Below are 26,568 nucleotides of genomic sequence, written 5' to 3' on the forward strand. Positions count from 1 at the left end.
CTTCAGGCGGCAGGTGAGAATCCGTTGTCCACTGGGACACCTGCCTGTCGAACGCAGCGATGTTCGACCGCTGGGTGTGCTTGTTGGCACTGCCACCGGTTGCGCAGGGCAGAAGCCTTGGTGGATGTTCGTTGTGTCGTCAGCTTGGACAGCTCCATCGATCAACCCTTCGTGGCCGACGACCGCTTGACCGCGTGGCACCAGCCCTATAATTTCGCTAGGCGAATTCTGTTTCGCTATACGAACGTTGCCGAGCGTAGGAGGCGCTTCACCATGCAGTCAAGAAGGACGGATGCCGATAACAAGGAGGAGTTCGTCAGTTCACTCGCTCGGGGACTCGCGGTCATACGGGCGTTCGGCCCCGACCGACCTCAGATGACCCTGACCGAGGTCGCCTCGGCAACGGGCCTGAGTCCTGCGGTCGCCCGCCGCTTCCTGCTCACACTGGTCCGGCTGAGATACGCGGCTCATGACGGTAAGCACTTCATGTTGCGGCCATCCATCCTGGAACTCGGCGCCGGCTATCTGAGCTCGGTCAACATCGCCCAGATCGCCCAGCCCCAACTGCAGACGCTGCGCGACAACGTCGGCGACGCCACATCATTGGCCGTGCTGGACGGCGATGACATCATCCAGGTCTGTTATGTCCCCGCCCGCCGTCTCTACCGGTTCACGGTGACCAACGGAACCCGGGAAGCCGCATACACCTCAGCCGCCGGGCGCGCCATGCTTGCCCACCTCGACGCCCACGCCATTGACGAGTTCCTGTCCCGAGTCCGACTTGAGGCAAGAACAGACCGCACCGAGACATCACCCACGAAGTTCCGAGCCGTCCTCGCCGACGTTCGAGAACACGGCTACGCCGTCGTGGTCGACGAGTTCGAGTACGGCATCACCAGCATCGCCGTCCCGATCTTTGACGGTACGACGGTAATCGCCGCCGCTGCCTGCGTGGCGTCCAGCGGCTACCTCACCGAGGACGAACTCGTGTCCACCCGATTGCCCGAACTCCGAAACGCCACCGAGCGCATCGCCGAAGAACTCGCCCGTTTCCCTGCCTTCGCCCAATCCGTTCGCTGGGCCTGATGCTCCACCCATGATTCTTGGTCATGCCGTGTGAGACCGGCCCGACGACTCCGCACCGCCTGCTCGAAGAGCCACATTCGGCCAGGAGAAACGGAGTTGGCGCCGGAAGCGGCGAGTCGTGAGCAACACTCCGGCCCCGGGCCCGGTCGAGCCGGACGAGGCCCAGCCGCTGCTGAAGCCATATGCCTCCCCCAGTTGCCCGAGCATCAGGTCACCGTGGACGTCGCCGACCTCACCCGTTCCGGGTCTCCCCCGCCGCCGCTTCCTTCGCCGCCTCCTGGAGTACCTCCGCAAGCCCGTCCGTGGTCAGCACCATGCTGACGGGGGCCGAGCTGTTGAGGTACAGGCTATGGCCCGGAGGGGTCCGGCCGAGCAGATCCGCTACCGGCAGCCGTTCGAATCCCAGCCGCCCGGCGGCCTGGAGGTGGCGAGGGGAGGTATAGACCGGGACCACCGCCGTGCCGTCGGGCGCCGACGCGCTCACCGGCTCGCCGTCGGCCGTGACCAACACCGCGACCTCGGCCCTGGCCAGAGCGGCGGTGACATCTTCCGCCGAGCCGTACCCGGTGGTGGCGAGCTGAATGGCACGGTCCACGTCATCGGCGGGCTCGGGCCACCCCATGGCCTCGGGTGACGGCCTGTAGTCCTCGTTGTCCTCCCACTCGACGATCTCGCCCTCGGAGTCGGAGCGCCACTGACCGACCACGGCCCACGTCGGCGGCGGGCCCTCCCCCTGCCAGGCGGGATCGGTCAGGTAGAGCCAGTGGTCGGGTGCCAGCCCGGCGGCCTGGACGAACTCCTCGGGAGGCGCGGGGTCCACCGGGGCGGCGGAGGCTTCGGCGCCGGACTCACTCATCTTGTCCTCGCTTGCTGGGGGTGCCCGAGTCGGTGCTGGGGCGCGGTTGGTCCGGGCCGGGGCCGCCCGGTGCGGATTCGCCCGTCGTCTGCCCCCACCGTGCCGGCGGATCGTCCGCCGGGACGAACGGGGCCGCGGGGGCGGACGAGTTGAGGAACATCACGTCCCGGCCGGGCGGCAGCCGGTCGAAGAAGTCGGGAAGCGTCATCATCACATGCGCGGGCAGGCGGCCCGCCGGTGCCCGCCAAGACACCGGGAGGACGGGCCCGCGTGCGCGCCGCCGGGTACCCGCGTCCACACCGGCTCCCGCCCCCGGCCACACACACGGCAGTACCGCGCCGCGCCCGTCCGCCCGCCGGTTACGCAGCCCGGCGGCCACCACCCGGGACACCAGTCGCTCCATGGTCTCCTCACCGCTCACGGACAGGGTCGTCTCCACTCCCTGCATGCGGTCCCCCGGCCGAAGGCCGCGCCTTCGGAGCGGGGGCCGCCGCGGCGTGCCCGGGCATCGCGCCGTTCCCGGCCGCGGGGCTGTCCTCGGCCGTGCTCGTCGTACCGGGCCGCGGCCCCGCGGGCAGCGGCGGCTCGACAGGGCGTGGGCCCTCCAGGGTCCCGGCCGGGTCGACGGGCCGCGCCTCCTGCCAGTCGGTGGCCGTCGGACTGGTCATGGTGGCAAGCGAGTCGACCAGTGTGGGCACCGACGTACCCGCGTCGTCCGTCCCGGACAGCTCCACCGGGAACCGGCTCCACCACACGCTCCGGCCCAGCCGCTGGGCGATCAGGTCCGCGAGGCCCGGCGCGGGCCCGTCGAGTCCGTCGAGCACCAGGAGGACGGGGGTCGTCAGCGCCTTGCGCCGCAACTCGGCATCGGCGGCCAGCAGTTCAGCGAACTCGGCGGCCGGCACCCGGTACGACAGGCCGCCGAAAGCCACGTCGAGGTGGTCGCCGTCCTGAAGGTCCACGGAGGCCCGCACCAGGTGGGGGACGGGCCTGTCCTTGCCAAACGCGTCCTGCCCTGCCCACGGCGCGTCGACGACCCCGCTCGGCGCCCGGAACCTCCCCAGCTCCGGCAGGAAGGCCGAACCGTCCTTCCAGTCGCGGCCCCCGCCCATGGCGAGGCCCATGCTCGTGGGCGGCACGGGCTCGTCGAAGGCGCCGCGCGCCTCCAGGTCGTACGCGGCCGCCACGTCCGGGTCGGTCATGTTCCGGCCCGCCGCGAACCCGCGGGTGAGCAGCGTCAGCGCCTCACCGCGCAGCGCGTCGTTCACCTCGACGGCGGGATCGAGGTGCGACACCTTCGTGGTGAGCGCGTCCGCGTCCGGGCCGGCCGCGCGCAGCGTCTCCTCGGCCTTGACCCGCGCCCAGAACATGCGCGCGCGCTCGGCCCCGCCCACCCCGCCGGGGCCGGAGTGCTTCAGCGCGGCGACGGCCGCCGCGTCCACCGCCGCCGCGTCCTGAAGCCACCGGGCGGCCGAGTGCAGCACCGGCAGGTCCACGAACCGGCTCACGGGCAGGGCGGACCCGGACTGCCACGCCTGTGCCGCCGCGGCCAGCACACGGCGGGTGACCTGCCGGTCCACTCCGGACGCGGCCTCCGGGTGCGCGGCGATCACCCGGCGCAGCAGGTCCGGCGAGAACGGGCCGGTCCGGCCGAGGTCCGGATCGACGTGCCACATGTTGTCGACCGCACCGGCCCCTCGGATCAGGGTCGCGAAGTCGGCGGCGTCCTCCACGTCGTGTCCGAACATCAGCCGCAGGGCCCGCACCAGGCGCAGCATCTCGGCCCGGCTCCGCGACGACGGCTCGCCCTCGAACCCGGACAGCTTCGCCAGCCGGTCCAACTCGGCCTCGCCGGGCTCCGGACGGCTGGTCTCCCACCACCACCGGCGTCCGCGCGCGTCGGTGAACAGCACCCGCACGGGGTCGTTTTGATACCTGAACGCCCCCTGCAGGGCGTAGGACAGGCGCACCGTGCGCCCCGTCACGTTCGCCAGGTGCTGCCCCAGGGAGATCGCGTCGTCCGCGAGCGGATCGGCGGCGAACGGTACGGGGAAGGAGTCGCCGGCCTGCGACAGGTCCTGCGTGGTGCCGTCCTGCGGGGCCGAGGAGTAGCAGACCACCATGTCGATCCAGTGGTCCTCGGGCAGGCTCGACAGGCTCTTGCGCCGCCGCAGCCACTCCCCCGCCTCATGCCGGTCGGCCGTCCTCGACCCGCCGCCGGCCAGCGGCAGCATCAGACGGCCCGGCAGACCGTGGCCCGCAAGGTGGTACGCCCTGTCCTTCGGCCCGGGGTCCACCAGCGGCAGCTTGGCGGAGTACGTGCCCGTGGCGGGGTTGTAGTGGACGAACAACGTCATCCGGTCGAGATGACTGAAGTTGTCCTCGCGCGACTCGGCGAGTTCGCCGGGCTCGTGCAGACTGCGGCCGATCTGCTTCCCGGTCAGCGCGCTGATGATGGGCTGGGTCAGCACGTCGCGGTGCCAGTCCGGGGCGCCGTCGTCGGCGTCGGGCGCCAGGCCGGGCCGGACCGGGACCCAGGAGCCGTGCGGCAGTCCGTCCCGCCGGATCACGGCGATGGTGCTCTGCCCGGCCGGATCGGGGTGGCGACGCGCCAGGCCGCTGTGTACCCACACGGTGTGGCCGGTGCGCTCCGCGAGCTTCCTCGGCAGTTCCAGGTACCGGTCGCCGGCGAACGGCACAGCCAGCACGATCGGGGTCCCGGCCGGCAGTCCCTGCCGCGCCAGGTCGGCCGCGACCAGCTCGGCGAAATCGTCGGCGTCGAGTTCGCGCGTCGTCCCGTCGGGCAGCCGCGCCGTCACCAGGTCGTGCCGCCCGTCGGCCAGGACGGCGTACGGGGTCACGTCCCACGGCCAGGGGGAGAAGTCCGAGGTCCCCGAGGGGAGAAAACCGCCCGCCTGATCGGGCTTGAGGTTCTCGACGAAGATGCCGTCCAGTTCGACGATGTCGGGCCCGGTCCAGTTCAGGCCCGGCACCCTGTTTCCGCCTACGGAGACGTACTGGGGGCGGTCCGCCGCGAGCACGCCCTCCTCCTCCAGGTGAAACGCCGTGAGCGCGGGCACGCCGGACGCCCGCCCGGCCGCGATCGCCCGCTCGACCATCGTGTACAGGTCCCTGCGCGTCCCCGGGTCGACGAGCACGAACGGGCCCTGGTGGAGGATCCGCCGGGCGACCGCGTCCACGTCGAACGCCCCGGCGCGCAACGCCCGGTCCTCGCGGCGCAACGCGTCCAGGGTCTCCACCGCCGCCGCGTGCCCCGGCGAGGTGATGGCGATCGTGGCCTGCCGGCCCAGGTCCTCGCGGCTCACCTGCTCGGACGAGCCCACGGTGACGCCCTGGCCGGGCACGCGTGCACGGCCGCGCGAGGTGATCTTGAAGTCCTTCGCGGCCAGCCGCGCACGCCCCGCCGGCAGGTTCTCCTGGAGGGTGCGCAGCGCGTGGTCCAGCTTCTGGACGAACAGCTCGTACGCGGCCCGCGCGCGCCGGTCGCCCACCTCCCGGGCGGCCTGTTCCCGCGCCTGCGCGGCGCCGTCCCGTCGCGCGTCGGCACCGTACCCGGCGATGTCGATCGCCGGCAGCGGCACCCGCGTGCGCCGGTTGCGCAGAGCGGTCTTCGCCACCCGGAACGCCAGCCGTTCGACGCTCTCCCGCGCGCCTGCCCATGGGCTCGTCTCCCCCCGGCCGAACGCCACGAGGCTCAGCCCGGGCAGGGCGGCGAGCGGCCCGGCCGACGAGGCCGCCGCCGGCGCGGCGAACACCGGCTGCCCGCTGCCCGAGTCCAGAGGGGTCATGTCCAGGTCGGTCATGTCCAGGTCGGGGAGGCCCGGTCCCGACATGTCGAAGTCGAAGTCGCCGAGGCCGAGGGCGTCCAGGTCCGGGTGGTCCAGGACCGACATGTCGAGGTCGGACAGGTCGGCGTCGGCGCCCGACTGCGCCACCGGCAACGTCTCCACGCCGACCCCGGCGGCTGCCTCGGTGTCCTGGGTGTCCTGGGTGTCCTGGGTGTCCTGGGTGTCCTGGGTGTCCGTGGCGGGCACGGTCCAGCGCTGCCGCAGGCCCAGGCCGGAGCGAAGCGTGTCGGCCAGCACCGCGGCGGACGCCTGTGCGTTCCTGGTGCCGGTCCCCCCGCCCAGCAGATGGCCTGCGACGCGGCGCACCGCGTCGCGGAAGTCGTCACCGGCGTACCGGGAGTCGGCGAGCACCGCGTGCGGCTCCGCCGGCAGCACCAGGGAGACAGCGGCGGCCCAGGCACGGGGAACGTCCGCCTCGCCCATGGCCTCGGGTGCCGCGCCCGCGAAGTCGGCGTATGCCTGCGCCCACAACCGCCGCGACGCTTTCGCGGCCACCGTGTCCATCGTGTCCGTCCAGGCGTCGGGCCGCGCCATCCGCACGCGGACCAGGTCCAGCGGCGACAGCGCGCCCGCGGGCAGCCGGTCGTCGCCGCGCAGCGCCATCTCGGTCTGCTGGCCGCGGGAGAGCGTGATGCCCGCGGCGCCGAGCTCTTCCAGGCCGATGGTCTCGCTCGCGGCGTGCCTCGGCGGGGCGGGCGTCAGGTCGCCTTCGGTCACCTGCCCCGCGATCCACCGGCGCCGGCCCGCGCCCCTCGGGACGACCGGGGCCACGTCACCCGCGTCGGAGCCATCGCCCCGGCCGGTCCCGGCCGTCCCGCCGGTGCCCCGCGCCGCGCCCAGCGCGTTCGGCGCGACGCCCAGGGCCCACAGCCGCACCCCGGCGTCCTCAAGCCGCCGACGCGCCGCGTCGACCCCGGCCCAGGCGAACGCCACCGCCGTCCCGTCGCCGCTGACCCGCTCCATCGTCGCGGCTTCGGCGGCGGCCTCGCCGAGCGCGGTCAGCGCCCGCGCGTGCGCGTCCCACGCCACGGCGAGGTCCGCGGCCGGGGCGGCCTCCTCGGCGGTCTCGGCGTCGGCGTCGGCGTCGGCGGCGGTGACGACGGCAGCGGCAGCAGCGGCGATGCGGGCCCCGGCGGGCGGGAACGCGAGCGCCGCGGTGCTGGCCGCCACCGCCGTACGGGACGTCGGCGCGTTCGGCGCTGTCTCCGCGCCCGTGGTGCCGGAGCGGTCGCCCTCCGCGGGCGTGGTCCGCCCCCAGGAGCCCGCCGCGGCCGACTGCCCGTCAGGGCCCGGCAGCACCGCGACGGTGTACGTCCCGGTCGCCGGGTCGTGGTGGAGCGTGGTGGCGCCGTGGGTGGTCCACCAGTTCCTGGCCGAGTTCCGCGCGCCCTCGCCCGGAAGGCTGCCCTCGACCGGCCGCGCCCCGGACGGCCTGCCGTGCGAAACCACCGCGATGACCTCGGCGTTCCCCTGCTCGGCAAGCAACTGCGGGTCGCGGAAGACCAGTTCGCCGAACTGCTGGGGCGGTACCGGCCCCGGCATGCGGAGCCCGTAGGCGTCACCGTCGGCGACGTAGACGAAGGGCGTCGGGCGGTACGGGTCGGTCCAGGGCGCGGGCTCGGTGCCGACGGGCACGAGCGAGCCGTCGGGCGCGTACCCCATCAGGGTGACCACGCCGGGGTCGAACGTCCCCTGCGGCCGGGTCGTGCCGTCCAGCGTCCGGCCCCAGGCCGTGCCTTGGGCGTCCGTCAGGAGCCGGTCCGGCTCCAGCGCGCCCTGCCGCTCCAGGTGGTGGGCGGCCACCTCGTGCAGCTGCCGCGGGTCGCGGCCCACGGCCGCCGCCTGCCGTGCCACGAGGACCGCGTCGCCGAACCGCGCCGGGTCGGGCGCGGACAGGTTCAGCACCGCGGCGGCGAACGCGCCCCGGTCCGGGTGGGCGGCCGTCACCGTGGCGGCCTTGAACGACGCCCACAGAAGCCGCGACCACTCGGTCTCGCCCACCGGCGCCGTGGCGTCGAGCCCCAGGACCTGCCGGGCGACTGCCTCGCGGTGGGGGGACGAGCCGAGGCCCGCCAGCATGTGGACCAGGTTCGGCAGCTCGATCCAGCCGGTCAGGGGGCCCCGCAGGCCCGCGTCCCATCGGCGGGCCGCCTCCGCCAGCAGGCTGCGGTGGCTGTCCGGCGTGAACTGCGGGGTCTGCCCCGGCGGGGACCCGCCCGCGTGGTACCCGGTCAGGATCTGCTCGTACAGGTCCAGGGTGAACCGGCGCGCGCCGTCGCGGTTCAGGTGAGGATCGGCCTCGTGCATCAGGTCGAGCGCGCCCGTACCGCGCAGCAGCACCGGATACTCCGCGGTCCAGTCGACCATCGGACCGAAGATCTGGCGCAGCGCCCGGACCAGCCGCAGGGTCCGCTCCCGTGCCTCCTCCGGGGCGGGTCCCGGGCCGTGGTGCAGCCCGGCGTCGCGGGCCCGCCGGTCCAGCGCGTCCCCGGCCGGCTCCGGCCGGAACATCACCCACTGATAGGTACGGCCCCGTGCGTCGGTGAAGAGGCTGATGTAGGTCTCGGGGTCGCCGGGCCGTGACTGCCCGGCGGCGTTCATCAGGACGGTGGCGAACACCGTCCGGCCCGTCTCGTTGGCCGTGTGCTGGCCGACCGCGACGACCGCGAGCGGGTCGGGCACGAACGGCAGCGGGCCGTCGATGTGGCGCCCGTGCACCTCACCGATGCCGGGAGGCGTGGCCGCGTAGCAGATGAGCAGCACCACGGGGTGCTCGGGAGCGAGGGAGGCCAGGCTGCGGCGGCGGGCGAGCGTACGGGCGAACCGCGGCCCGTCGTCCTTCCGCTCCCCCTCCGGGGTGTGCCACAGGACGGCGCCCGGCAGGCCGTGGTTGTTGGGGAAGTAGGGTGCCGGCAGGTTGAGTTCGACCCAGGGCACGACGGAGGTGGCGCCCCCGGCGTCGTAGCCGGTGCGCAGGAAGGTGTAGGACGTGACCGTCCCCAGCCGGCTGTGCGTCAGCGTCCGCGACCAGCCCCCGTCCGCCGTCTCGGCGAGGTCCATCGAGATGTAGCCCGTCGACCGGTGGCCGTGGTGGCCGATGGAGAGGGCGCTCACCTGGCCGTCCGCCGCGTCGGCGAGCGACGTGGGCAACGTGGACGAGGTGGGCACCGTGACGGGCGTGCTGGCGAACCACTGGCCCCGGGGCGCCTGCTTCTCCTCGTCCAGCAACAGGACCATCGAACGGTCCGGAACGTTCGGGAGGCGCCCGATGCCCGACCGGCCGCTGGTGGCCCACACGTCCCGGCCGAGCCGGTCGGCGAGAGCGCGCGGCAGGTCCAGGGCCGCGGCGGCGGGCCGGGCGACGTGGAGGAGCAGCGGCACCCGGTCGGGCCGGGCCGCCAGGTTCCCGTCGAGGGCCATCAGCTCGTGGAAGACCTCGGGCGGCGCGGGACGCGCGAATCCGCCGAGCCCGCGCACCACGACCGCGTCGGACCGGCCGGCGAGCAGCACGAGGTACGGATCGGGGTCGCCGGACGTGGGACGCCACGGCGCGGCCTCGGGCCCGCTGTGGCCGGTCGTGCCGTCGGGGGCGCGCGAGATCCGGCCGGTGCTGCCCGGGTCGAAGTCGGCGGGCAGGGGCCGGCCGAGCCAGTTCCAGCCGCGCGGGCGGCCCTGGGCGTCGGTGAGCCGGAAGTCCGCGTGGAACGCCCCGCGTTGGGCCAGGTAGTGCGCGGACAGCGCGGCCAGTGTGTCGGCGTCGGCCGTGACCGGGGACGTCACCAGCCGTATCAGGGCGCCGCGCGTCGAGGCGTTCACGGTGTCGGAGGGGGCGAGCAGCAGCACCCGGCGGACCAGCGCGTCCAGGTCCAGGAAGCCGCCGCGCAGCGCCGGGTCCGCCGCCCGCAGCCGGTCCATCCGCTCCAGCGCCCGGGCGGCCCGCTCCCGGTCGACACCGTTCAGGGCGCCCAGACCGTACAGCGCTTCGACGACCGCTTCGCGGTGCCCCTCCGCCTCGTCGGACGAGACGGTCCGGGGCGGGGCGGCGCCCTGTCCCATGGCGGGATTGCCGATGGCGGGAATGCCGAGCGGGTTCGGCATCTGCGGCACCGGGTGGTCCGGCTCGGCGGCGACGGGCCTGGTGAGGATCGGGCGGGCCGGTCCCGGACGGGCGCGCGGCGGCTCGGGCTTCACCGTCTCGGCGGCGGGAGGCTCCACGGCCTGCGGGGGCGCGGGCTGCGCGGGCGCGGACTGCGGGGTGGTGGCGGACGTGCCGTCGAGGGCGGCGGAGTCGGCGGTCTCCCGCAGCGGAATGCGGAGGGCCGTGTCGCCGTCGCCCTCCGGCACCAGGTACAGGGCCGAGGAGTCCGCCACGATCCGGTGGGGCGCGGACCCCTGGTCCAGGTCAGCCATCACGACCGCGAGGGTGTCCATGTTGTCCACCCGGCCGATCCAGCCGCTGTCGCCCCGCAGGATCGCGCCCGTGGCCTCATGGACGAAGTCGTGGCCGAACCGCGTCCACCCGGCCGGGGGGATCTCCTCCCCGTCGGGGAGCCTGATGTGCCCGGTGTCGGCGACCTCGTAGCGGAAGGGCTCCGAACGGGACTCGGCGGACCGCGTGTAGGTGAACCACCGGTTGGGCCGCGGGCCCGTGTCGGCCGGTACGTCGTCCGCGGTCGCGACAGCCGGGGTCTTGCCCTTCGCGGTCCCGGTGCCCACCGTCCCGGTGTCCACCGTCCCGGTGCCTGCGGACTCGTCAGTGACGGGTACGTCGGTGCCGGGTGCACCGGCGGCGGGTACGTCGGTGGCGGACACGACGGAGTCCGGGTCGATGCCGCCGAAGCGGGGCCGCATGACGGTGACCGGGCGGCCGATCGGCCACTGCTCCACCACCGGGTCGAGACCGTCGTCGCGCGAGCCGCCCGAAAGACCTCCCGGCCGGGAGCCGCCGCGCGGACCGCGGGTGGCGACCTGCCGGGGCCCGCCGCGGTGGTCGTCGACCGTCATGTCCACGGTGGCGGCGCCCGCGTCGCCGGTGGACGGACCGCGGCCGTGCACCGAGACCGGTGCGACGGTGAACCGGTCGACGGTGAGGTGCGGTTGCGGGGTGCCGTTCTGGAGCGCCGCGAGCGCGTCGGCGAGCTCCTGCCGGAACGAGGCCGCGACCGCCTCCGCGCGTACCTTCGCGATGTCCCGCCCGACGAAGCGGCCGGTGCGCCGGCCGGCCACCTGGACGTCCGGCAACGGCAGCCCGTTGGCGGCGTTCCACAGCGCCGACCTGGCCACCACCTTGGCCAGGTGCCGGATGGAGTGCTTCGCACCCTCGGGCGTCCGCTGGGCGCCCTTGTCGAAGGAGATGGACACCGGTAGTGCCTGCTGGCCCCGGAGCACGACGGCGGTGAGGGGATTGGCCTCGGCGGAGGGCCCCTCGCCCAGCAGGTCCGCGTTGGTGTCGTGGGCGGACTCACCCGGACGCTGCGAGTACATCCGCATGTACCACTGGTTCTTGCCCGGGATGACCGCTTCGAGCTCTCCGATGCGGACCGCGGCGGCGCGGGTGGCGCCCTCCAGCGTCCGCTCGGCCGCCGCACGCTCCGCCGATCCGGCGGGCGCCGCCTGCTCCTCCGTCCAGGCCTGCTTCGCCCTGACGAGGGCCAGGGCCAGGTCGAGGTGGCCGCGCAGCTCCGCGAGGTGCTCGTCGACACCGGCTTCCTGCTGCCGCTCGAACTCCCGGCGCAGTCGCGACGCGATCTCCCGCAGCTCCTCCAGGTCGTGGTTGCGCAGGTTCGCCCGGACCGCCCTGCGGTGCCGGTCGTTGCGCACCGAGGCGCGCGCGTGGTTCTCCAGGGAGATCTGGTGACTGCCGTCCTCGCTCGCCAGGACCACGGTGACGAAGTGGTAGCCGAAGTGTCCGCCGCCGGAACCGGTCTGCGGCTTGGCGTAGTTGTGCTCCAGGCTCGGCTGGCCCTGCGCACCGGACGCCGCGACGGACTGGACGACGTAGCCCTCGCCGATGTCGGCCCACGCGTGCTCGTTGACGCCGATCCGGCCGGCGGCGCCGGACAGGGCGTCGCGCCGTGGGTCATCCTCCTGGGCGAGGCTGAGCGCGCTGCCGTACGCGCGGCCGGGCAGAGGACCCCCGTCGCCGCCGGTGGGCCGGTCGTCCCGCCGGACGAGTCCGGCCGCCCACGTGGGATCCGCCGTGTTCGGGGGCGTGCCACCGTCCGCGATACCGCCCAGGGCTTCGGCGAGGTGATGGGTGCCGGTGACCTCGGCTCCGTCGGAGGCGTTGACCGGCGCGGTGACGACCGGGCCGCCGCCCTCGGGGGCGCGGAAGACCATGTGCGACGTGCGGGAGGTTTCGGCCAGCATGTCGGCGAAGTCCCGGCAGACCTCCTCCGTGGACTCGCCGGAACGGGTCAGGAAGACCGGGGCGACGAGGAACAGCTGCCTGCTGCCCCCGTCGGCGGTGGGCAGGATGACGCTCAGGTCCTGATCGGTCCGCAACCGCACGGCCGCGCCCGCACGCGACAGTTTGGCCGAGGCGCGGGCGACGGCCTCGGGCGTGGCGAAGACCTGCTGCCCGTACATGCCGTTCTCGACCGCCAGCGTGCGGTCCGAGGAGATCCGCAGGACGGGCCGCTCGGTGACGAGCGTCTCGTGGTGGTCCTGCACGGACATGGCGAGTTCGGGCGCGTCCTGGGTACCCGCCAGCGCCCGCGGGGTCCGCCAGCTCCCCTGGGTCCCGCCGGGCCTGCGGAAGAGCACGCCCGTGCCGCGGTCGTCCACGACGCCGTAGTTCGTCGTGGTCAACGGCTCGGCCCGGCGCGCGTCGACGCCCTCGCGGCGGTCGGAGTACATCCCGAGGATCTCCGTGACGTCCCCGTCGCTGTCGGCGTCCTGCCCCGCACGTACGGAGTTCCACACCGTGCCGACGCCGTCGCGGACGGGCCCGAGCATGATCTGGTCGGTGCCGGTGCGCCAGTCGGTGGACGGGCGGGGGCCGTGCTCCGAGTACCAGACCCTGGCGCCCGTCAGGTCGGCGACGTGACGCGCCAGGGACCCGATGTCCTCGTGGGGGAAGGCCAGGACGACGTCGGCGCCCGCGCGCCGCGCCGGGTCCCGGGCGACGAGCCGGGCGAACTCACCGGGATCGTCCAGCGTGAGCCTGCCGCGGGGCGTGTTCAGCAGGACCGCGTCCGTGGTGCTCTGGGCGAGGACCACGTACGGCTTCGACCATTGCGCCTGCCACGTGCTCAGCCGGCCGTCCTCGCCCTCCACAGCGTACGAGTTCAGGGCCGGCACCTGGTCCCCGGTGCCGGTCCAGTTCCGCACGGTGCCGCCGTCCGACACCAGCCGGCTGTCCCGCCCGAGGGCGGCGTCATGGCTCGTCAGGTACGCGGTGAGGGCGGTCTCGTCGGCCAGCTGGGCCGGGGAGGCGTCGAGGGCCAGCGACCCGAGGAGCAGGAGGTGCTGCTCGCTCACCTCGGCGGCCGGGGCGAGGTTCAGCACCCGCCGGGCCAGGCCGTTCAGGTGGGCGAGGGTGCCGGTGGCCACGGTCGACGACTCCGGGTGCCTCCCGGCGAGTTCCCGCAGTGACAACGCCGTGCCGACGAGCATCTCGGGCGCATGGTCATGCCGGTCCGCGGAGCCGAAGAGGAGGTCGAGCCAGAGTTCGTGCGCGGCCTCCGCAGGGTCGTCCTCGCTGTCGGAGTCACTGGTGTCGTCGGTGAACCGGAACTGCGCCAGCGCCTCGGTGCCGGTGTCGTCCGTGAACCGGAACTGGGCCAGTTCCTCGGTGTCGGAGTCGTCCGTGAACCGGAACTGGGCCAGTTCTTCGGCTTCGGCCTCGGCGCCGGACAGCGTGCTCAGGTGGTACGCCTCCTCCTCGCCCGGGAGTCCGGGAAGCCCCGGGAGGTCGCTGCCGGTCGGGGACCCGGGCGGCGGCGGCAGCGGGACTGCGGCCGGGTCCTGCTGCGACACGGGCCTCTCCGTCGACTTGGGCGTCTCCGACGTCTTGGGCGGCTTGGGCGACTCGGGAGCCTTCGGGGCAGGTGCCGGGGTGCGGAGGGCCACGGGGACGAAGTCGCCGCCGCGACGACGGAGCCTGAGGTGCGGTCCGCCCTCGGCGGCAGGACCGGGGTAGGTGTGGGCAGCGCCGTTCTCCTCGATCAGAGTGACGGTGGTGCCGGTGGCCGCAGCCGCCCACTCGGCGACCGCGCGGTCGGCATCGGCACCCCAGGGGGCCTCGGCGAGATAGCGGCGCAGGTGGCCCTCGCGGGCGTCGGCGCTCGGCTCGGGCGCGCCGGGACGGACGTTCATGGGCGGCGGCGTGAAGAGGGAGTCGCGCTCGGCTGGGTCGCCCGGCAGGCCGTTCAGCCGCATCAGCTGGGCGGGCGGCGCCCCGGCGCGGGTGCGCAGGCGTGCCGCCTCGCGACGGTCCCGTCCGGACTGCTCGGCCGCCTGCCGCAGGGCCGTGGAGAGCGCGCCGAAGAAGCCGTTGCCGCGGCCGGCGGGTGTGCCCTGGGTGTAGGTGGCGCCGTCGGGAGCGGTGAGGACACCGTCCCGGTCGAGGCGGTAGCGCGGGCCGGTGCTGTCCGCGGGCGGCATCCAGGGCGGGGTGGCGTGGCTGCGGTGCGCGAGCGGCTTCGCGGGGCGCGTGCTGTCCGTACCCGAGGTCCCCGACGTACCCGACGTCGCGGACGTACCCGACGTGCCCGCGCTCCCCGGAGCCGGCAGTGGCGTGGCGGCCGGGGCCGGGGTCCCCGGCGGGAGGGCTGCGTGGAAGAAACCCCCGGTGGCGAAGAGGACCGGATCGGTGACCGGGTCGACGGCGGCCGGATCGGTACCGCGTGGGAGGAACAGTTGCTCGCGGCCCTCGCCGGTGACCACGGTGAGCGGGGTGCCCAGGACCCGGGCGGCGAGGGCGGGCAGCAGGTCGGCGCCACCGTGGTCGCCCGCACGGCGCTCGGGCGGTGCCGGTACGCCGTCCGAAACATCCGAGGCTCCCGAGTCGCCCGTGCCCTCCTGCCGCGGCTCGCTCGCGAACGGGCGGGAGAGGGCCGCGACGGCCAGCGCCACCCGCTGCGCGGGGGTCGGCCAGAAGTTCTGCGGGAGACGCCCGAAGGCGTCGAACTCGGCCTGCCACGCGGGGGGCAGTTCCACTCCGGCGGAGTCGAGTTCGTCCTGGGTGAAGGTGTCCGCGGCGTCCAGGGCCAGGGCGTCGAGCAGGTCCTCGTTGCCGTCCTCGCCCAGCGCCCAGGCGAGGCGGTCGCGCGCGGTGCCGATGGCCTCGGCCGTGACGGCCGGGTCGCCGGGGTCGGCCGCGAACCGGGCGGCGAGGTCGGTGCCGAGCAGGTGCGGAAGCCGGGCGCGGTCCTGGGCGACGGCGAGCAGCGCGTGGAAGAACGAGGCGCCGTCGTGCGGCATGTCGTGCACCTCGCGCACCGTGGCGCCGTCCGGCGAGTTGATGGTGCGCGGGGCGGAGCCGGTGCCGTCGGTGATCCCGTACGGCTCCGGCGCCTCGGAGCGCCATCCGGGCTTGGTGTACTCCTGCGGCCGGTCCGGCACGGGGACCGAGACCGAACCCTGGTGGTGTGCGGTGAGGCGCGAGGCGGCGAGGTGCAGCCGGTGATGGTCCGCGGCGGCGTCGTCGGTGCGCCGCTCCCAGCGGCGGGCCTCCTCGCGGGCGGCCTGCCAGGCGGCGACGGCCGGGGACTGGGCCACGGACCGCGGCAGGACGGTCACCCGGTCGGGACGGCCGTCGCCGAGCACGGCCTGTTCATCGGCGCTCAGGTCGAGCCACGTCTCCCGGGCGCGCGCCCGTGCGTCGTAGTAGCCCTTCTCGGCCGCGGCGAGGTCGCCGGCCGCCTCGGCCATGTCGTCCCAGGCCTTGCGGACCTCGTCGGGGAACGTGGTGTCGTCCAGGAGGCCGTAGTCGCGGGCGATGTCCTCGCGCAGCCAGACCAGGGCGGTGGTCTCGGCCTCGGCGGCGCGCGGGCCGCGCAGGGGTTTGCCGAGCGCCTGCAGCGGACGGCTGTCGGTGACCCGGTGGTCCACCTCGGCCACCGACAGCCAGCTCACCGGCAGCGCGAAGAGCAGGCTGCGGTCGGTGACGACCTTGACGTGGGTGCCGAGGGTGGTGTCCGTGCTGCCCTTGAGCGCGGTGCCGTCGTTCGCGCCGCCGACCGGGACCGTGGCACCGGGGTTGGTCACGCCCGCGTTGCTGTTGCCCGCCAACGGCGCGGTGCCCGCCGCGCCCTCGACGCTGTCGGTGATGCCGGCCTCCAGCGCGTCGGAGGTCTTGCGGCGCTGCATGGCCTCCATACGCGGCTTGTTCTCCACGGCGAGCAGCCGGGCGCCGCGGCGGTGCATCTTCGCGTAAAGACGGGAGCCTGCGGTGTGGGACTGGCCGAAGAGGCGGGCGGAGGCCTGGGTGGGCAGTGGCGAGCCGTCCGCGCCGAGCGCCTCACGGAAACCGGCGGTCAGGCCGCCCTGCGTGGTGGCCTCCTGCTGGGCCTGGGCCGGGGCGGTGCCGAGGCCGGTGAGCGGGGTGAGACGAGCCATGCGTACGCGTTCGCCGAGGAGCCTGCCGGTGTGCCGCTTGCCGAGGTCGCTGTCGCTGTCGCTGAAGCCGTCGGCGCGGGCGGTGGCGAGAGTCAGGGCATCCCACACGTTGGCCGCGCCGCGGATGTCCACGGCGAGGATGCCGGAGCCGATCCGGTCGTCCAGGGGCAGGACATCCGGGTCGGCGCCGCCGGTGCCAGTGCCGGTGCCGCTGCCGGAGGTGCGCCAGGCGGAGACGCCTTCCGGGCGGGCCTGAGCGGCTGTCAGCATCCTCACGGCACGCTCGGGTTCCGGCACGTCCTGCTCGGTGAGCGCGCCGTCCGCCCCGTCGCCCTCCGGGGTGAGCAGGCCCGCCGGGAGGATCTCGTTGAGGCTGCCGACCTGGGCGACGGCGCGAGGGGGGAGCGGTTCGCCGGTCGCGTCCGTCATGGTGACGGCCAGGGTGTACGTGGTGACGATCTCGGCGTGCGCCTGGGTGGTGGCGATGTTCGGCATCGAGGTGCTGCCGGCCGTCCCGGTCCGGCTGCTCGACCGCTGCTTGGCCGCCGTGCCCTGCAGCGAGGGGTTGGCGACGAGGATGCCGCTGTCGGCCGCGCGCTCGCCGGCGCTGAGCGTCGCGTCGGCGCCGCGGTCCTGGGACTCGCCGTCCGCGTCGTCGCGGGCGATGGTGCGGTAGTCCTCCAGCTCGAAGCCGGTGCGCAGCCTCTCCACCGTGGTACTGACCGGGGTCAGCGTGAACCGGACCAGTCCGGGACTGCCGCCGACCGGCAGGTGGTGCGGGCTGGACCAGGCGCGGTAGCGGACCGGCAGGGTCATCCCGTCGGTCGTCAGCTCGTGCAGGTGGGCGCGGAGGAAATCCGGGGAGAGGCGCTGGAGGACCTGCTCCCGGTCGTGCGAGGGCACCCCGATCTTCTCCAGCCTCCCCCACAGCTGCCGCGCCGCGTGGCTCGCGTCGAGCTGACCGCTGGGGTGGGTGGGGAAGCGACGGCCGCGCAGGAAGGCGGGCACCCGGTAGCCGCCGCCGAGGTTGCGCGGTGTGGTGGTGCCCAGGCCGTCCGGGGCGAGCCCTGCCTCGATGACGTCCTGCATCGGCAGGTGGAACATCACCGCGTCGCGGACGCGTTGGAGCGCGGCGGCGGCCCGGCGCGGGGCGAGGCCGCGGGCAAGGCGCCCGGACATCCGCCCGGCCGCGGAGCTGATCCCGGCCCCGGCACGGGTGCCCACCGCCCCCATCGCGGCCGTCCAGCGGTCCCGCACCGCGACGGTCTCGGCGACGTCGGCGACCACCAGGTACATCCGCCCGGCGAAGCTGAGGGTGGTATTGCGTCCCCGGGTGAGGGTCTGCGAGACGCCGCGGCCCTTGCCCCAGGCGTACTGGAGGGCGGTGGAGTAGGAGCCGGTCACCGGCTGTTGGCCCGGGGCCTGCTGAAGCGGCGTATCGGCGCCCTGGAGGCCGAGTGTGGTGTGTGAGACGGTGCTCGCGCTGCCGACGACGCGGTGCTCGTTGCCGATCGTGGCTTCGAGGCTGGCCGGCTTCGGGTCGCTCTTGACCCGTACGTTGTGCAGTTCGCCGCGGACCGCGGCTTTCAGGTAGTGGGTCGCGAGCGGTCCGGCGCCGTTGAGTCCGGTGATGCGGGATCCGAACGGGCCCAGGTACTGGCCCAGTTGCCCGGCCACGCTGAGGTTGGCCATCGCCCGGCGCAGCGCGGTGCGCACCGGGGCGCCGGGCGCGCTGACGTGCCAGGAGGTGCCCGTCGCACGGTCGGCGGTGTCCTGCACGAGCCGCTGGCGTTGTCGGCCGCCCTCGGTGCTGAGCACCACGTGCGGGGCGCTCAGCAGCCTGCGGGTGAGCCGCCGGTCGGACGAGTCCTGCCTCGGCAGCGGGCGGGTCCCGTCGAGGAGTTGGTCCGCCTCGACGGAGGAGAGCCGCTGCGGTACGGGCGCGGGCGCCGGTTCCGGCCCGGTGGGCGGAGGGTCGGCGGGGGCATGGCGCTCGGAGCCGTGCGCCGCGGGCACGGCCAGCTCCACCCGGCCCACGGTCTCGCTGCCCCGGCCGAACAGCGGGCGCTCCTCGACCTTGCTGACGAAGACACCCGCGCCCAACAGGCCGACCGAGACGAGCCGGGCCCAGCCGCGCGGGCGGCGGTGGCCCTCGAAGGAGGCGCTCAGCTCCACCTGGTAGCTGTACAGGTCGGCACCGTTCTGGAACATCAGGTGGTCGTGGGCGACCGCGACCGTGCTCCGGGTGGCCTTCCCGTCCGTCTTCGCGTAGCGGGCGCCGAGGGAGACGTTGCCTGCCTGGCGCGGCAACCCGGCCTCGGGCACCTTGTCGTGGTCACGCGGTGAGATGCCCAGCTCGACACCGGCGGAGAGGGTGGTGGACGCCTGCTGTCCCTGGCCGGAGACCTCGGTGCCGATCACCGCGTTGCGCAGCGAGCGTTCACTCATGGTGGTCTCGAACCGCCGGTCGGTGAGCCGCGCCCGCAGGATCAGGGTGTGGTGGCCGCGGCGCACCTTGCCGTCCTCGGTGAGGGTGACCGGCACCCCGGTGGTGGTCAGGTCGTCCAGACTCTGTGCCAGGCTGGGCCGGTTCAGTGCCTCGCGCACCTGGCGGTCGTTGTGCAGGGCGGTCCGCATCCGCCCGTCGCCGTACCAGAACCTGGCCAGTCGCGGGTGCCGCAGCATCAGCGGCGGGGCGAACAGCGACGGATACGAACGGTGGAGGGTGTCCAGGACGCTGTCGGTGAAGGCCCGCAGGGGGTCCTGGGGGGCGGGCTGCCCGTTCTGGTTCTGCTGGGCGTGAGGCTGCTGGTTCTGGTTCTGCTGGGTTCGCGTCCGGGGTTCCGGCCGCATCCGGCCAGGCGCCGACGGGGGTGCCTGGGTACGGGACTGGTCCTGCTGATCCTGGTCCGGGCTCGTCACCGGGTTCTGCGGGCGGTCGGGACGGAAGCCCTCGGCGCGGACCTGGCCGCTCAGGTGCACCGGGTCCTCCCGGGTGAGGTACCACGGCACCGGCGGCTCGGCGTCAGGGTTCGGGCCCGAGCGGCCGGGCGTACCGCTGTCCCAGCCCGCGAATCGGCGGGCGTCCTGGGTGGAGATCCAGTCCAGGCTCACCACCCGGACCGGGCGGGCCGCGGACGACGGATCGCCGGCCTTGCGCACCATCAGGGTGCGCTCCACCCGGTACAGCGCGACCGGATGGTTGCGGACGCGGCCGGTGGTCTTGCGGGCCGCGTCGGTGCCGAGGTAGTGACCCCGCCCGGTGCTGAGGTCGGCGCGGACCAGCGGGCCGCCCTGGAGACGTACGTCGGTCTCCGGGCCGGCGAGCGTGTAGTTCGGCCCGGCGGTGACCTGGATGCCGAAGCGGGTGTCGCGGACATGGCCGCGCTGGTTCTGGTACGTGGTTTGGGTGAGGTCGCGCACCTCCGCCTTGACCGACTCGGTGACCAGGGTGGCCCGGTGCGGAACCGACCGCTCCACGATCAGGTGCCCCAGCGGGTGCTGACCGCTGCCACGGGTCAGCTCAGGCCCGCTGACCGGTCCGGAGAGTCGCCCGAACAGGCCGAGCAGCCGCCCCGGCCGGACGTAGGAGACCAGCGTGCGATGCGCCGAACTACCGGGCCGTGCACCGGAGATGGCGAGCGCCACCTCCTCCGGCGGGTCCACCAGGTGCAGTCCGGTGGTGTCGGTGATCCGTGGCTCGATCCCGTCCGGGAACGTGAGTGTCTCCGGCGCCCGCCGGGGCCCCTTGAACGGCACGGTGAGGTCGTCCGGCAGCCGCCAGCTCAGCCCGTCCCGCATCGCGAACTCCGCGGTGTGCACCGGGTCGCGCAGCCAGCGGGGGCCCTGCGCGGGCGGGCCGGACGGGCGGCCTGTGGTGTTCCGGCCCGTGGTACCCGGCGCCTCGGTGACGCGCTCCACTCGCACCCGGTAGTGGACGTCGTCCAGGTGCAGGTGCGAGCCTTCCCAGGCCCGGTACTCGGACTGGTTGTACGCCTGGGTGCCCAGGCTGTAGTCGGTCCTGCGGGTCCAGCCCAGTGAGACGCCGATCTTCAGCAGCCAGTTGAGCGGCGGGCCCATGCCCAGCGCGGCGGCGACCCGGCGCCCGACGCCGACGCTGCGCCCGCCGCCCGTACCCGCCTGGCCGCGCCGCATGGTGTCCAGCCGTACGGTGGCGCCGTTCACCTCGGAGAAGCGTTCCCAGCGGTGGTACGGGATGGCCTCGACCGTCATCTCGTGGCCGACCCCGGACTTCTCCCGGCCCACGAAACGGGCGCCGCGCGGGGCGGTGAAGGCGCCGGGATCTCCGGTCAGCAGGCGCAGCAGCTCCGCCTCGTCGAACTGGGCACGCAGCTTCTTCGGCAGCTTGCCGAGGATCTCCCGGGCCACCTCCTCGGGCGAGCGCAGGGTGACGGCGCCGGGGCCGGTAAACATCCCGGTCTGCGGGGTCTGCGGGGTCTGCCGGGTCCCGTCCGTGCGGGTGCCCGGGCTCCCGTCGCGCGGATCGGCGTCCGGGCTGATCAGGACGGTGGGCAGCCGGCTGCCGTCCTCGAAGGTGACGGTGCGCGGCGCCGGGCCCGGCGGCCGTGCGTCCTCGCCGGTCAACAGCCGTGCCGGGCGGTGCCGTTCGAGCTGCGTCTCCAGCGGTAGCGGGTCGCCCCGGTCGGGGGTCTCGGTGCCGGGACCGTCGAGATCGGTGATCCCGCCCATGCTGCGCATCCACTCCCCGAAGAGGCCGGAGCCGTCCGAGTCCTGGGTGGCCGGGTCCTGAGTAGGGGTGGGCGGGACCGGTGCGGGGGTGAGCGGGGCCGAGGCCGGGACAAGGGCGTCGTAGTGGTCGGTGCCGTTGTAGGCCAGGTGCAGGGTGTCGCCCCGGCCGCCCGGGTGGAGGGGGGTGACGAGGGTGTTGCCCGGTGACTGCGGGTCGCTCTGGACGAGCCGCAGGTCCAGGTCGAGGGTGTGGGCCAGCGCCTGCGGGAGCACGTCGGCGAAGGGAGAGGCCCACAGTCCGGGGAGCTCGGCCGCCGCGGCGAGCAGCCCTTCGGTGCCGAGCCGCCGCGCGTCGGCGGGGGTGGGCGCCACGTCGGCGAGTTGGGGGTAGCCGCTGTCCCGGAGGATCCGCCGCCACCGGCGGTGCTCGCCGTCGGTGACGACCGCCTGCGCGATCCGGTTCCAGTGCTGGGTGACCCGGCTCAGCCCATCCGGATCCCGCACCCCGGAGACGGCGCGCATCCGCAGGTCGTCGACGACGGCGAGCACCGGGTCCGGGGTCGCCTCGGCCGCCGCGGCGGCCAGTTCGGACCCGGTGATCCGGTCGCGCAGCAGGCCGCGCAGCCCGGCGACGTTCCGCGCGGCCCACGCCGGCGGTACGGCCTGGCTGCGCGCGCTGTCGAGCAGCGCCCGGAAGAGGCAGTTTCCGTCGCCCGGAGTGTCCAGTCGACGCAATGCCAGGCCGTCCGCGCGCACGATGCCCGCAGGGCCGGGCGTCACGGCTCCCCTGCTGAACAGGGTCAGGTCCTCGGCGAGGCTCTCCGGGCGGCTCGGCGCGGGCGCCAGGTCGGGCCTGCGGCGGGCGAGTTCGGCGGTGTCCTCGGGGCTCAGGGCCAGCTCCGACAGCGGCAGCGGGGTGCTGGAGAGCGACCAGGTGATCTGCGCGGTGGGCGCGTAGGCGAGGCCGCGCACGTCCTCCGGCGAAACCAGGGTGGACGGCGGCGGGAGCGCGGACGGCGGCGGGGGCAGCAGGGCGTCGAGCGTGGTGCCGGGCCCGGCGGTGGCACGCAACTCGGCTGCGGAGCGCAGGAATTCGCTGTACTGCTCGGCCGTGGGGCCGGCCGCCGCATCACCGGCGGTGGCGCCCGTCGCGCCGCGCCGGTCGATGACCATCCGGCGCAGCAGGTCCGGGGTCATCCGGCCGTCGCCGTAGCGGGCCGCGGTGTCCGGGCTGTGCCACCGCAGGCCGTCCACGAAGGCGAGCCCGGCGAGCAGTTCCCGGTTCTCCGGCCGTTGTTCGGCATCCGGTCCGAGGGCATCGCGCAGCGTGCGGATCTGCTGGAGGGTGCGGGCCCGGGCGAAGGCGTCGGCCGGTTCCGGGCCCGCGTGCAGGCCGGCGTCGCGCGCCGCCCCGTCCAGGTCGGCACCGCTGGGCTCCGGAGTGAAGAGCCGCCACCGCCCCGGCTCGTCCGGGCCCTCGGTGAGCACCGCGCGGACGTTGCCGTCCCGGTCGCGGGCCGTGCCCACCTCGGTGGTCGGCGCGTGGACCGGGCGCCCGGTCCGGTTCGCCACGTGCTGGGCCACCGGCAGCCCCGCGACCTGCGGCTGCCGCCCGGTCTCGCAGGAGAACAGCACCAGCGGCCGGTCCTGATGGCCGTCCTCCGCCCAGGACTTCAGCACCTCGCCGAGTTGCACACCGCTGACCTTCACCGTGGGGCGCGCCGCGTCCTCGGTACCGAGAGTGACGGTGCGGGAGGTGCCGTGCCCCACGAAGTAGTCGGCGCCCCGCTCGGTGCCCGAACCGGGGAGCGCGGTCGGCGGGCCGGTGAACACCGTACGGAGGGCGGGCGGGACCGCGGTGGCCTCGGGCGTCGGGGCATCTGAGGTGGTGCGCACGCCGCGGAAGGTGTCCTCGCCGAGCAGCGCCCGGCGCCCCGCACTGTGCCCCGTACCGTCCTCGGCCGGACCCTGCGAGATGGTCAATGTCTGTACGGCACGCCCGGGTCGGGGCTTCACGGCCGCGTCCGGAACCCAGCGCCGCAGCTGCGCGACGGGCACCGTGTGGCCGTCCAGGGTGGTGACGGCGGGCTCCCTCGCGGACCGTCCGGGACCGTTTCCGTTGCCGCCGGTGGAGTCGCCGACCGCGGGCCGCACGACGATCCGGCCGGACGGCAGGGGTGGGGCGAGAGACATCGCCGGGACGTTGTCCGGCGTGGTGGGCGGGGGTTGCTGCGGGCTGCCGCCGCTGCCCGGCCCACGTCCGGAGCCGAAGCCGCCGGGAGCCTGTCCGCCGTCTCCCTGCCCCTTGCCGTCGCCCTGGCCCGGCTCCAGGTGCAGGTCGGTGGCCGTCTCGGTCCAGGGGGTGGACAGGGTGGCGAGCTTGGCCGGGGCCGGCCCGGTGGTGGCCGTGGAGTCCGGACCGAATCCGTTGCTGTGTACGGGGGTTGCCTTCTCCGGGAGCACTGCCGGGGAGGTGACGACCGGGGAGATGACGACCGGGGCGCCGTCGGTCGTCGCGGTGCTCTGGGTGGCGGGGCGGGGCATCGGGCCGAGGGCTTCGGCGAGCGGCAGCAGCACGTCCGCGCCGGGGAACGCGGTGTCCGTGGCGCCGTCCGCCGTCGCGGCGGGCGTCGGGCCGGTGAGCGGGCGGACCCGGACCGGGGCGCCAGGCTCCGCGCGGGTCAGCTCGACCGCGGCGCGTACCGGGCGCCCCGCCCCGTCCGGCGCGACCGCCGGCCCGAGCACCACGGCCCGGTCGGTCCCGGCCCTGTCCAGCAGCTCGGCCGCCTCCGGCGACCCCTCCCCCGGCGGCGGCACCGCCGAGACCACGATCGTCAGTGGCGGCTCCTGGGTGGACTCGGGGTTCCCGGCCCGAGTGGAGCCGGACTTCACGTCGGCTGTGCCGCCGACATCACGTACGTCGCCGGTGTCGGCGAACGAGCCGACGGTGCCCACCTTCGGCGGAGCGGTGGTGGTGTCGACGTCCGGGGCAGGGACGCTCTCTCCGGAATCCGGCGCGATATCGGTACCGGTCGGGTCGACGGCCTCCGGAGAGGGGGTGGTCTGCGGTGAGGGGGTGGTCTGCGGTGAGTCGTCCGTCGCGTTCGGCGAGCCGTCCACCGGGCCCGCGCCGTCCGGGGTGTGGGTTCCCTGGGGCGACGTGGCCGAGGGAGCCGGGCCGCCCCCGGCGGTGGGGACACCACCCGGCCGGACGCCGCTGCCCGTGCCGGGCCCGGCGGAGGTGGCGGAGCCGCCCGTGGCGAAGGGAGCGCCGCCCCCGTGGCCCGGCACCGTAGCCGTACGTTCGTTCTGCCCGGCCGCCCCTTCCGGGGAATCCTGAACGCTGTTCTCCGGGAACGTCACAGCCGAGTTCGCGGGCACATCCACGGCCACGTTCTCCGGGGACACCCCGGGCGCGACGCCGTGCCGGTCGGCTGTGCCGTCGAACCGTGCGTCCGGGCCGTGGTCCACCATCGGGTCGGCGTTGTCCCCTCCGGGACGTGCGGTGGAGTCGACCGTGGTCGTGACGGGGCTGTCGCCGGAGGTGCCCGGGACAGTGGCGAGCGGGGTTCCCCTCGTAGCCGGGGTGTCCACCGTGAGAGGGGTGTCCACCGTGACCTGGGTGCCGAAGCCGCCGAGGGCGCGGCGGACCTCGTCCGTGTCGACCTGGACGGCGGGGCCGCTCCCGGCGGGCACCACCCGGACCTCGGGCAGCTGCGACAGGTTGCCGTGCAGGCTGTCGCGGACACCGATCTCGGCGCTGCCGGGCGGCTGGGCGCCGCGCAGGGCGGCGAGGTCACGCAGCGCCTGCTCTCGGACCTCGGCGGGGCCGTGGTGGACCTGCTGCCACAGCTCGTTCTCGGCGGCGGTCGCGGGCAGCGGGCCCGGTGAGTACGGCGGCGGGTCCACGGTCGTATACGGCGGCGGGTCCAGGGTCGTGTACGGCGGCGGGTTCTCCGAGATGTAGGGCGGAGGCGACTGGCTGCCGGTGACGTTCCCCTGTCCGGTGGTCTGCCCGGTGACCGGCGGGGGCGAGGTGAGCGCGGGGCCGTCGCCGCCCGTGGTGTCCGGGCGCGAGGGACCGTCCGTGCGGTCGTAGCCGTCGCCGGAGCGCGAGGAACCGCCGGAGTCCCGCGTGCCGGAGTCGCCGCCGGAGACGGTGGGCGGCTGGTGGCGCAGCTTGTCTATGACGTGGCGCAGTTCGGCGCCGCTGTTCACGGCGGTGCCGCTGAGCGTGCCCTCGACCTGACTGCTGATGCCCGCGCCGACAAAGGTGGACCAGTTGGTGGACCAGTCTCCGTCGAAGGCTCCCTTGATCAGGATCTCCGCGAGCGCCTCGCCGGAACCGGCGGCGATGAAGTCGGCCGTCCCCTTGAGTCCGTAGTGCCCGGCCAGCGCTCCGGGCCGGTCGGCGTTGTTACGCAGGATCTGGTTGTTACGCCACAGCTCGGGGTTGTTCCGGAAGGAGAACGGGTTGTTCCGGAAGGTGACCGGCGGGTTGTTCGCGGGGTTGGGGCCGTTCCCGTGCGGGTTGGGGCCGGGGCGGTCGTTCAGGAGGCTGTCGCGGTCGGGGCTGTTGGAGCTGGGGTTCGGGCTGGGGTTGGGCGTGGGGTCGGGGTTCGGCTTGGGGTGCGGGCCGTTGTTCTTGAGGTCGAGGTTCGGGTTGTTCCGCAGGTTGGGGTTGTTCTTGAAGTCGAGGTCCGGGCCGTTCTTCAGGAAGTTGTTGTCGTAACTCTTGACGATGTTCTTCGCGAACTTGTCGAAAACGCTGGTGAAGAAGCCTGCGGCGGCGCCGAACGCCGCCGACTTGAGGATGTCGTTCCAGTCGATGCCGTCGGGACGGCGGCCGTCCGGGGCGAAGTTCATCATCGCCAGCCGCACCGCGAAGGTGGTGAACGCCTCGGCGAACGCCTCGGTCAGCGAGGGCGCCAGGTGCAGCCGCTGGAGCAGATGGCTGAGTGTGGTGAGGATGAAGAACCGGCTGCGCAGCTTGGCCAACATGATCTGGCTGGCCGAGGCGCCGCCGGTGAAGAAGGACATCGCCAGATAGATGGCGATCTCGATGAGCAGGCGGATGATCTCGGCGATGACCTGCCACTTGGACTCCATGATGTCCATGGAGGTCTTGCGCCGGCCTTCGGCGATCTTGTCGAGCTGATCGGCGAAGTCACGCAGGTAGTTCTTGCCGCCGTCGTCGATGAGCGTCCCCATCGCCTTGGCGTACGACTTGGCGAGGTCGTCCGGCATGGACTCGCCGATGTCGTGGATCGACTTGTCGATCAGCGAGGACAGCCTCTCCAGCTTCCGGCCGAGCCCGGAGTACGGCCGACGGCTCTCGAAGGCGAGGTCCTCGTCGGCGTCCATGAGCTTCTCCCCGGTGAGGATGAAGATCATCGCGTTGATCTCGGGCGATACCTGGATGCTCACCGGCAACCGCCCTGGAGCCCGCGCGGACAGAACGGGGCAGCCGCTCCCGGCAGAGCG

The 26,568-nt window shown here is 74.3% G+C and carries 4 protein-coding genes; 1 reads left to right on the top strand and 3 read right to left on the bottom strand.

Going from position 1 to position 26,568, the window contains the following annotated elements:
- Positions 1-144: 144 nt before the first annotated feature.
- On the top strand, positions 145-1,086 hold the full coding sequence (locus OG413_RS29905; RefSeq protein WP_266811059.1) for an IclR family transcriptional regulator C-terminal domain-containing protein: 942 nt from the start codon (positions 145-147) through the stop codon (positions 1,084-1,086).
- Positions 1,087-1,318: 232 nt separating this feature from the next.
- Here the strand turns inward: OG413_RS29905 and OG413_RS29910 are convergent, their stop codons facing one another.
- Genes OG413_RS29910 through OG413_RS29920 form a run of 3 tightly spaced genes read right to left on the bottom strand, consistent with a single transcriptional unit; the run spans position 1,319 to position 26,511 of the window.
- Positions 1,319-1,942, bottom strand: coding sequence for a type VII secretion system-associated protein (locus OG413_RS29910; RefSeq protein WP_266811060.1), 624 nt, complete (start codon positions 1,940-1,942; stop codon positions 1,319-1,321).
- Positions 1,935-2,381 (bottom strand): hypothetical protein, encoded by a 447-nt coding sequence (locus OG413_RS29915; RefSeq protein ID WP_266811062.1) that lies wholly within the window; start codon positions 2,379-2,381, stop codon positions 1,935-1,937. The genes OG413_RS29910 and OG413_RS29915 overlap by 8 nt, the downstream gene beginning before the upstream one ends.
- Entirely contained in the window at positions 2,353-26,511 is a 24,159-nt protein-coding gene (locus OG413_RS29920; RefSeq protein ID WP_266811064.1) for a lonely Cys domain-containing protein, read from the bottom strand. Before OG413_RS29920 ends, OG413_RS29915 begins: the two co-directional genes overlap by 29 nt.
- Positions 26,512-26,568 lie beyond the last annotated feature (57 nt).

The sequence above is a fragment of the Streptomyces sp. NBC_01433 genome, assembly GCF_026340105.1.
Taxonomy (GTDB): domain Bacteria; phylum Actinomycetota; class Actinomycetes; order Streptomycetales; family Streptomycetaceae; genus Streptomyces.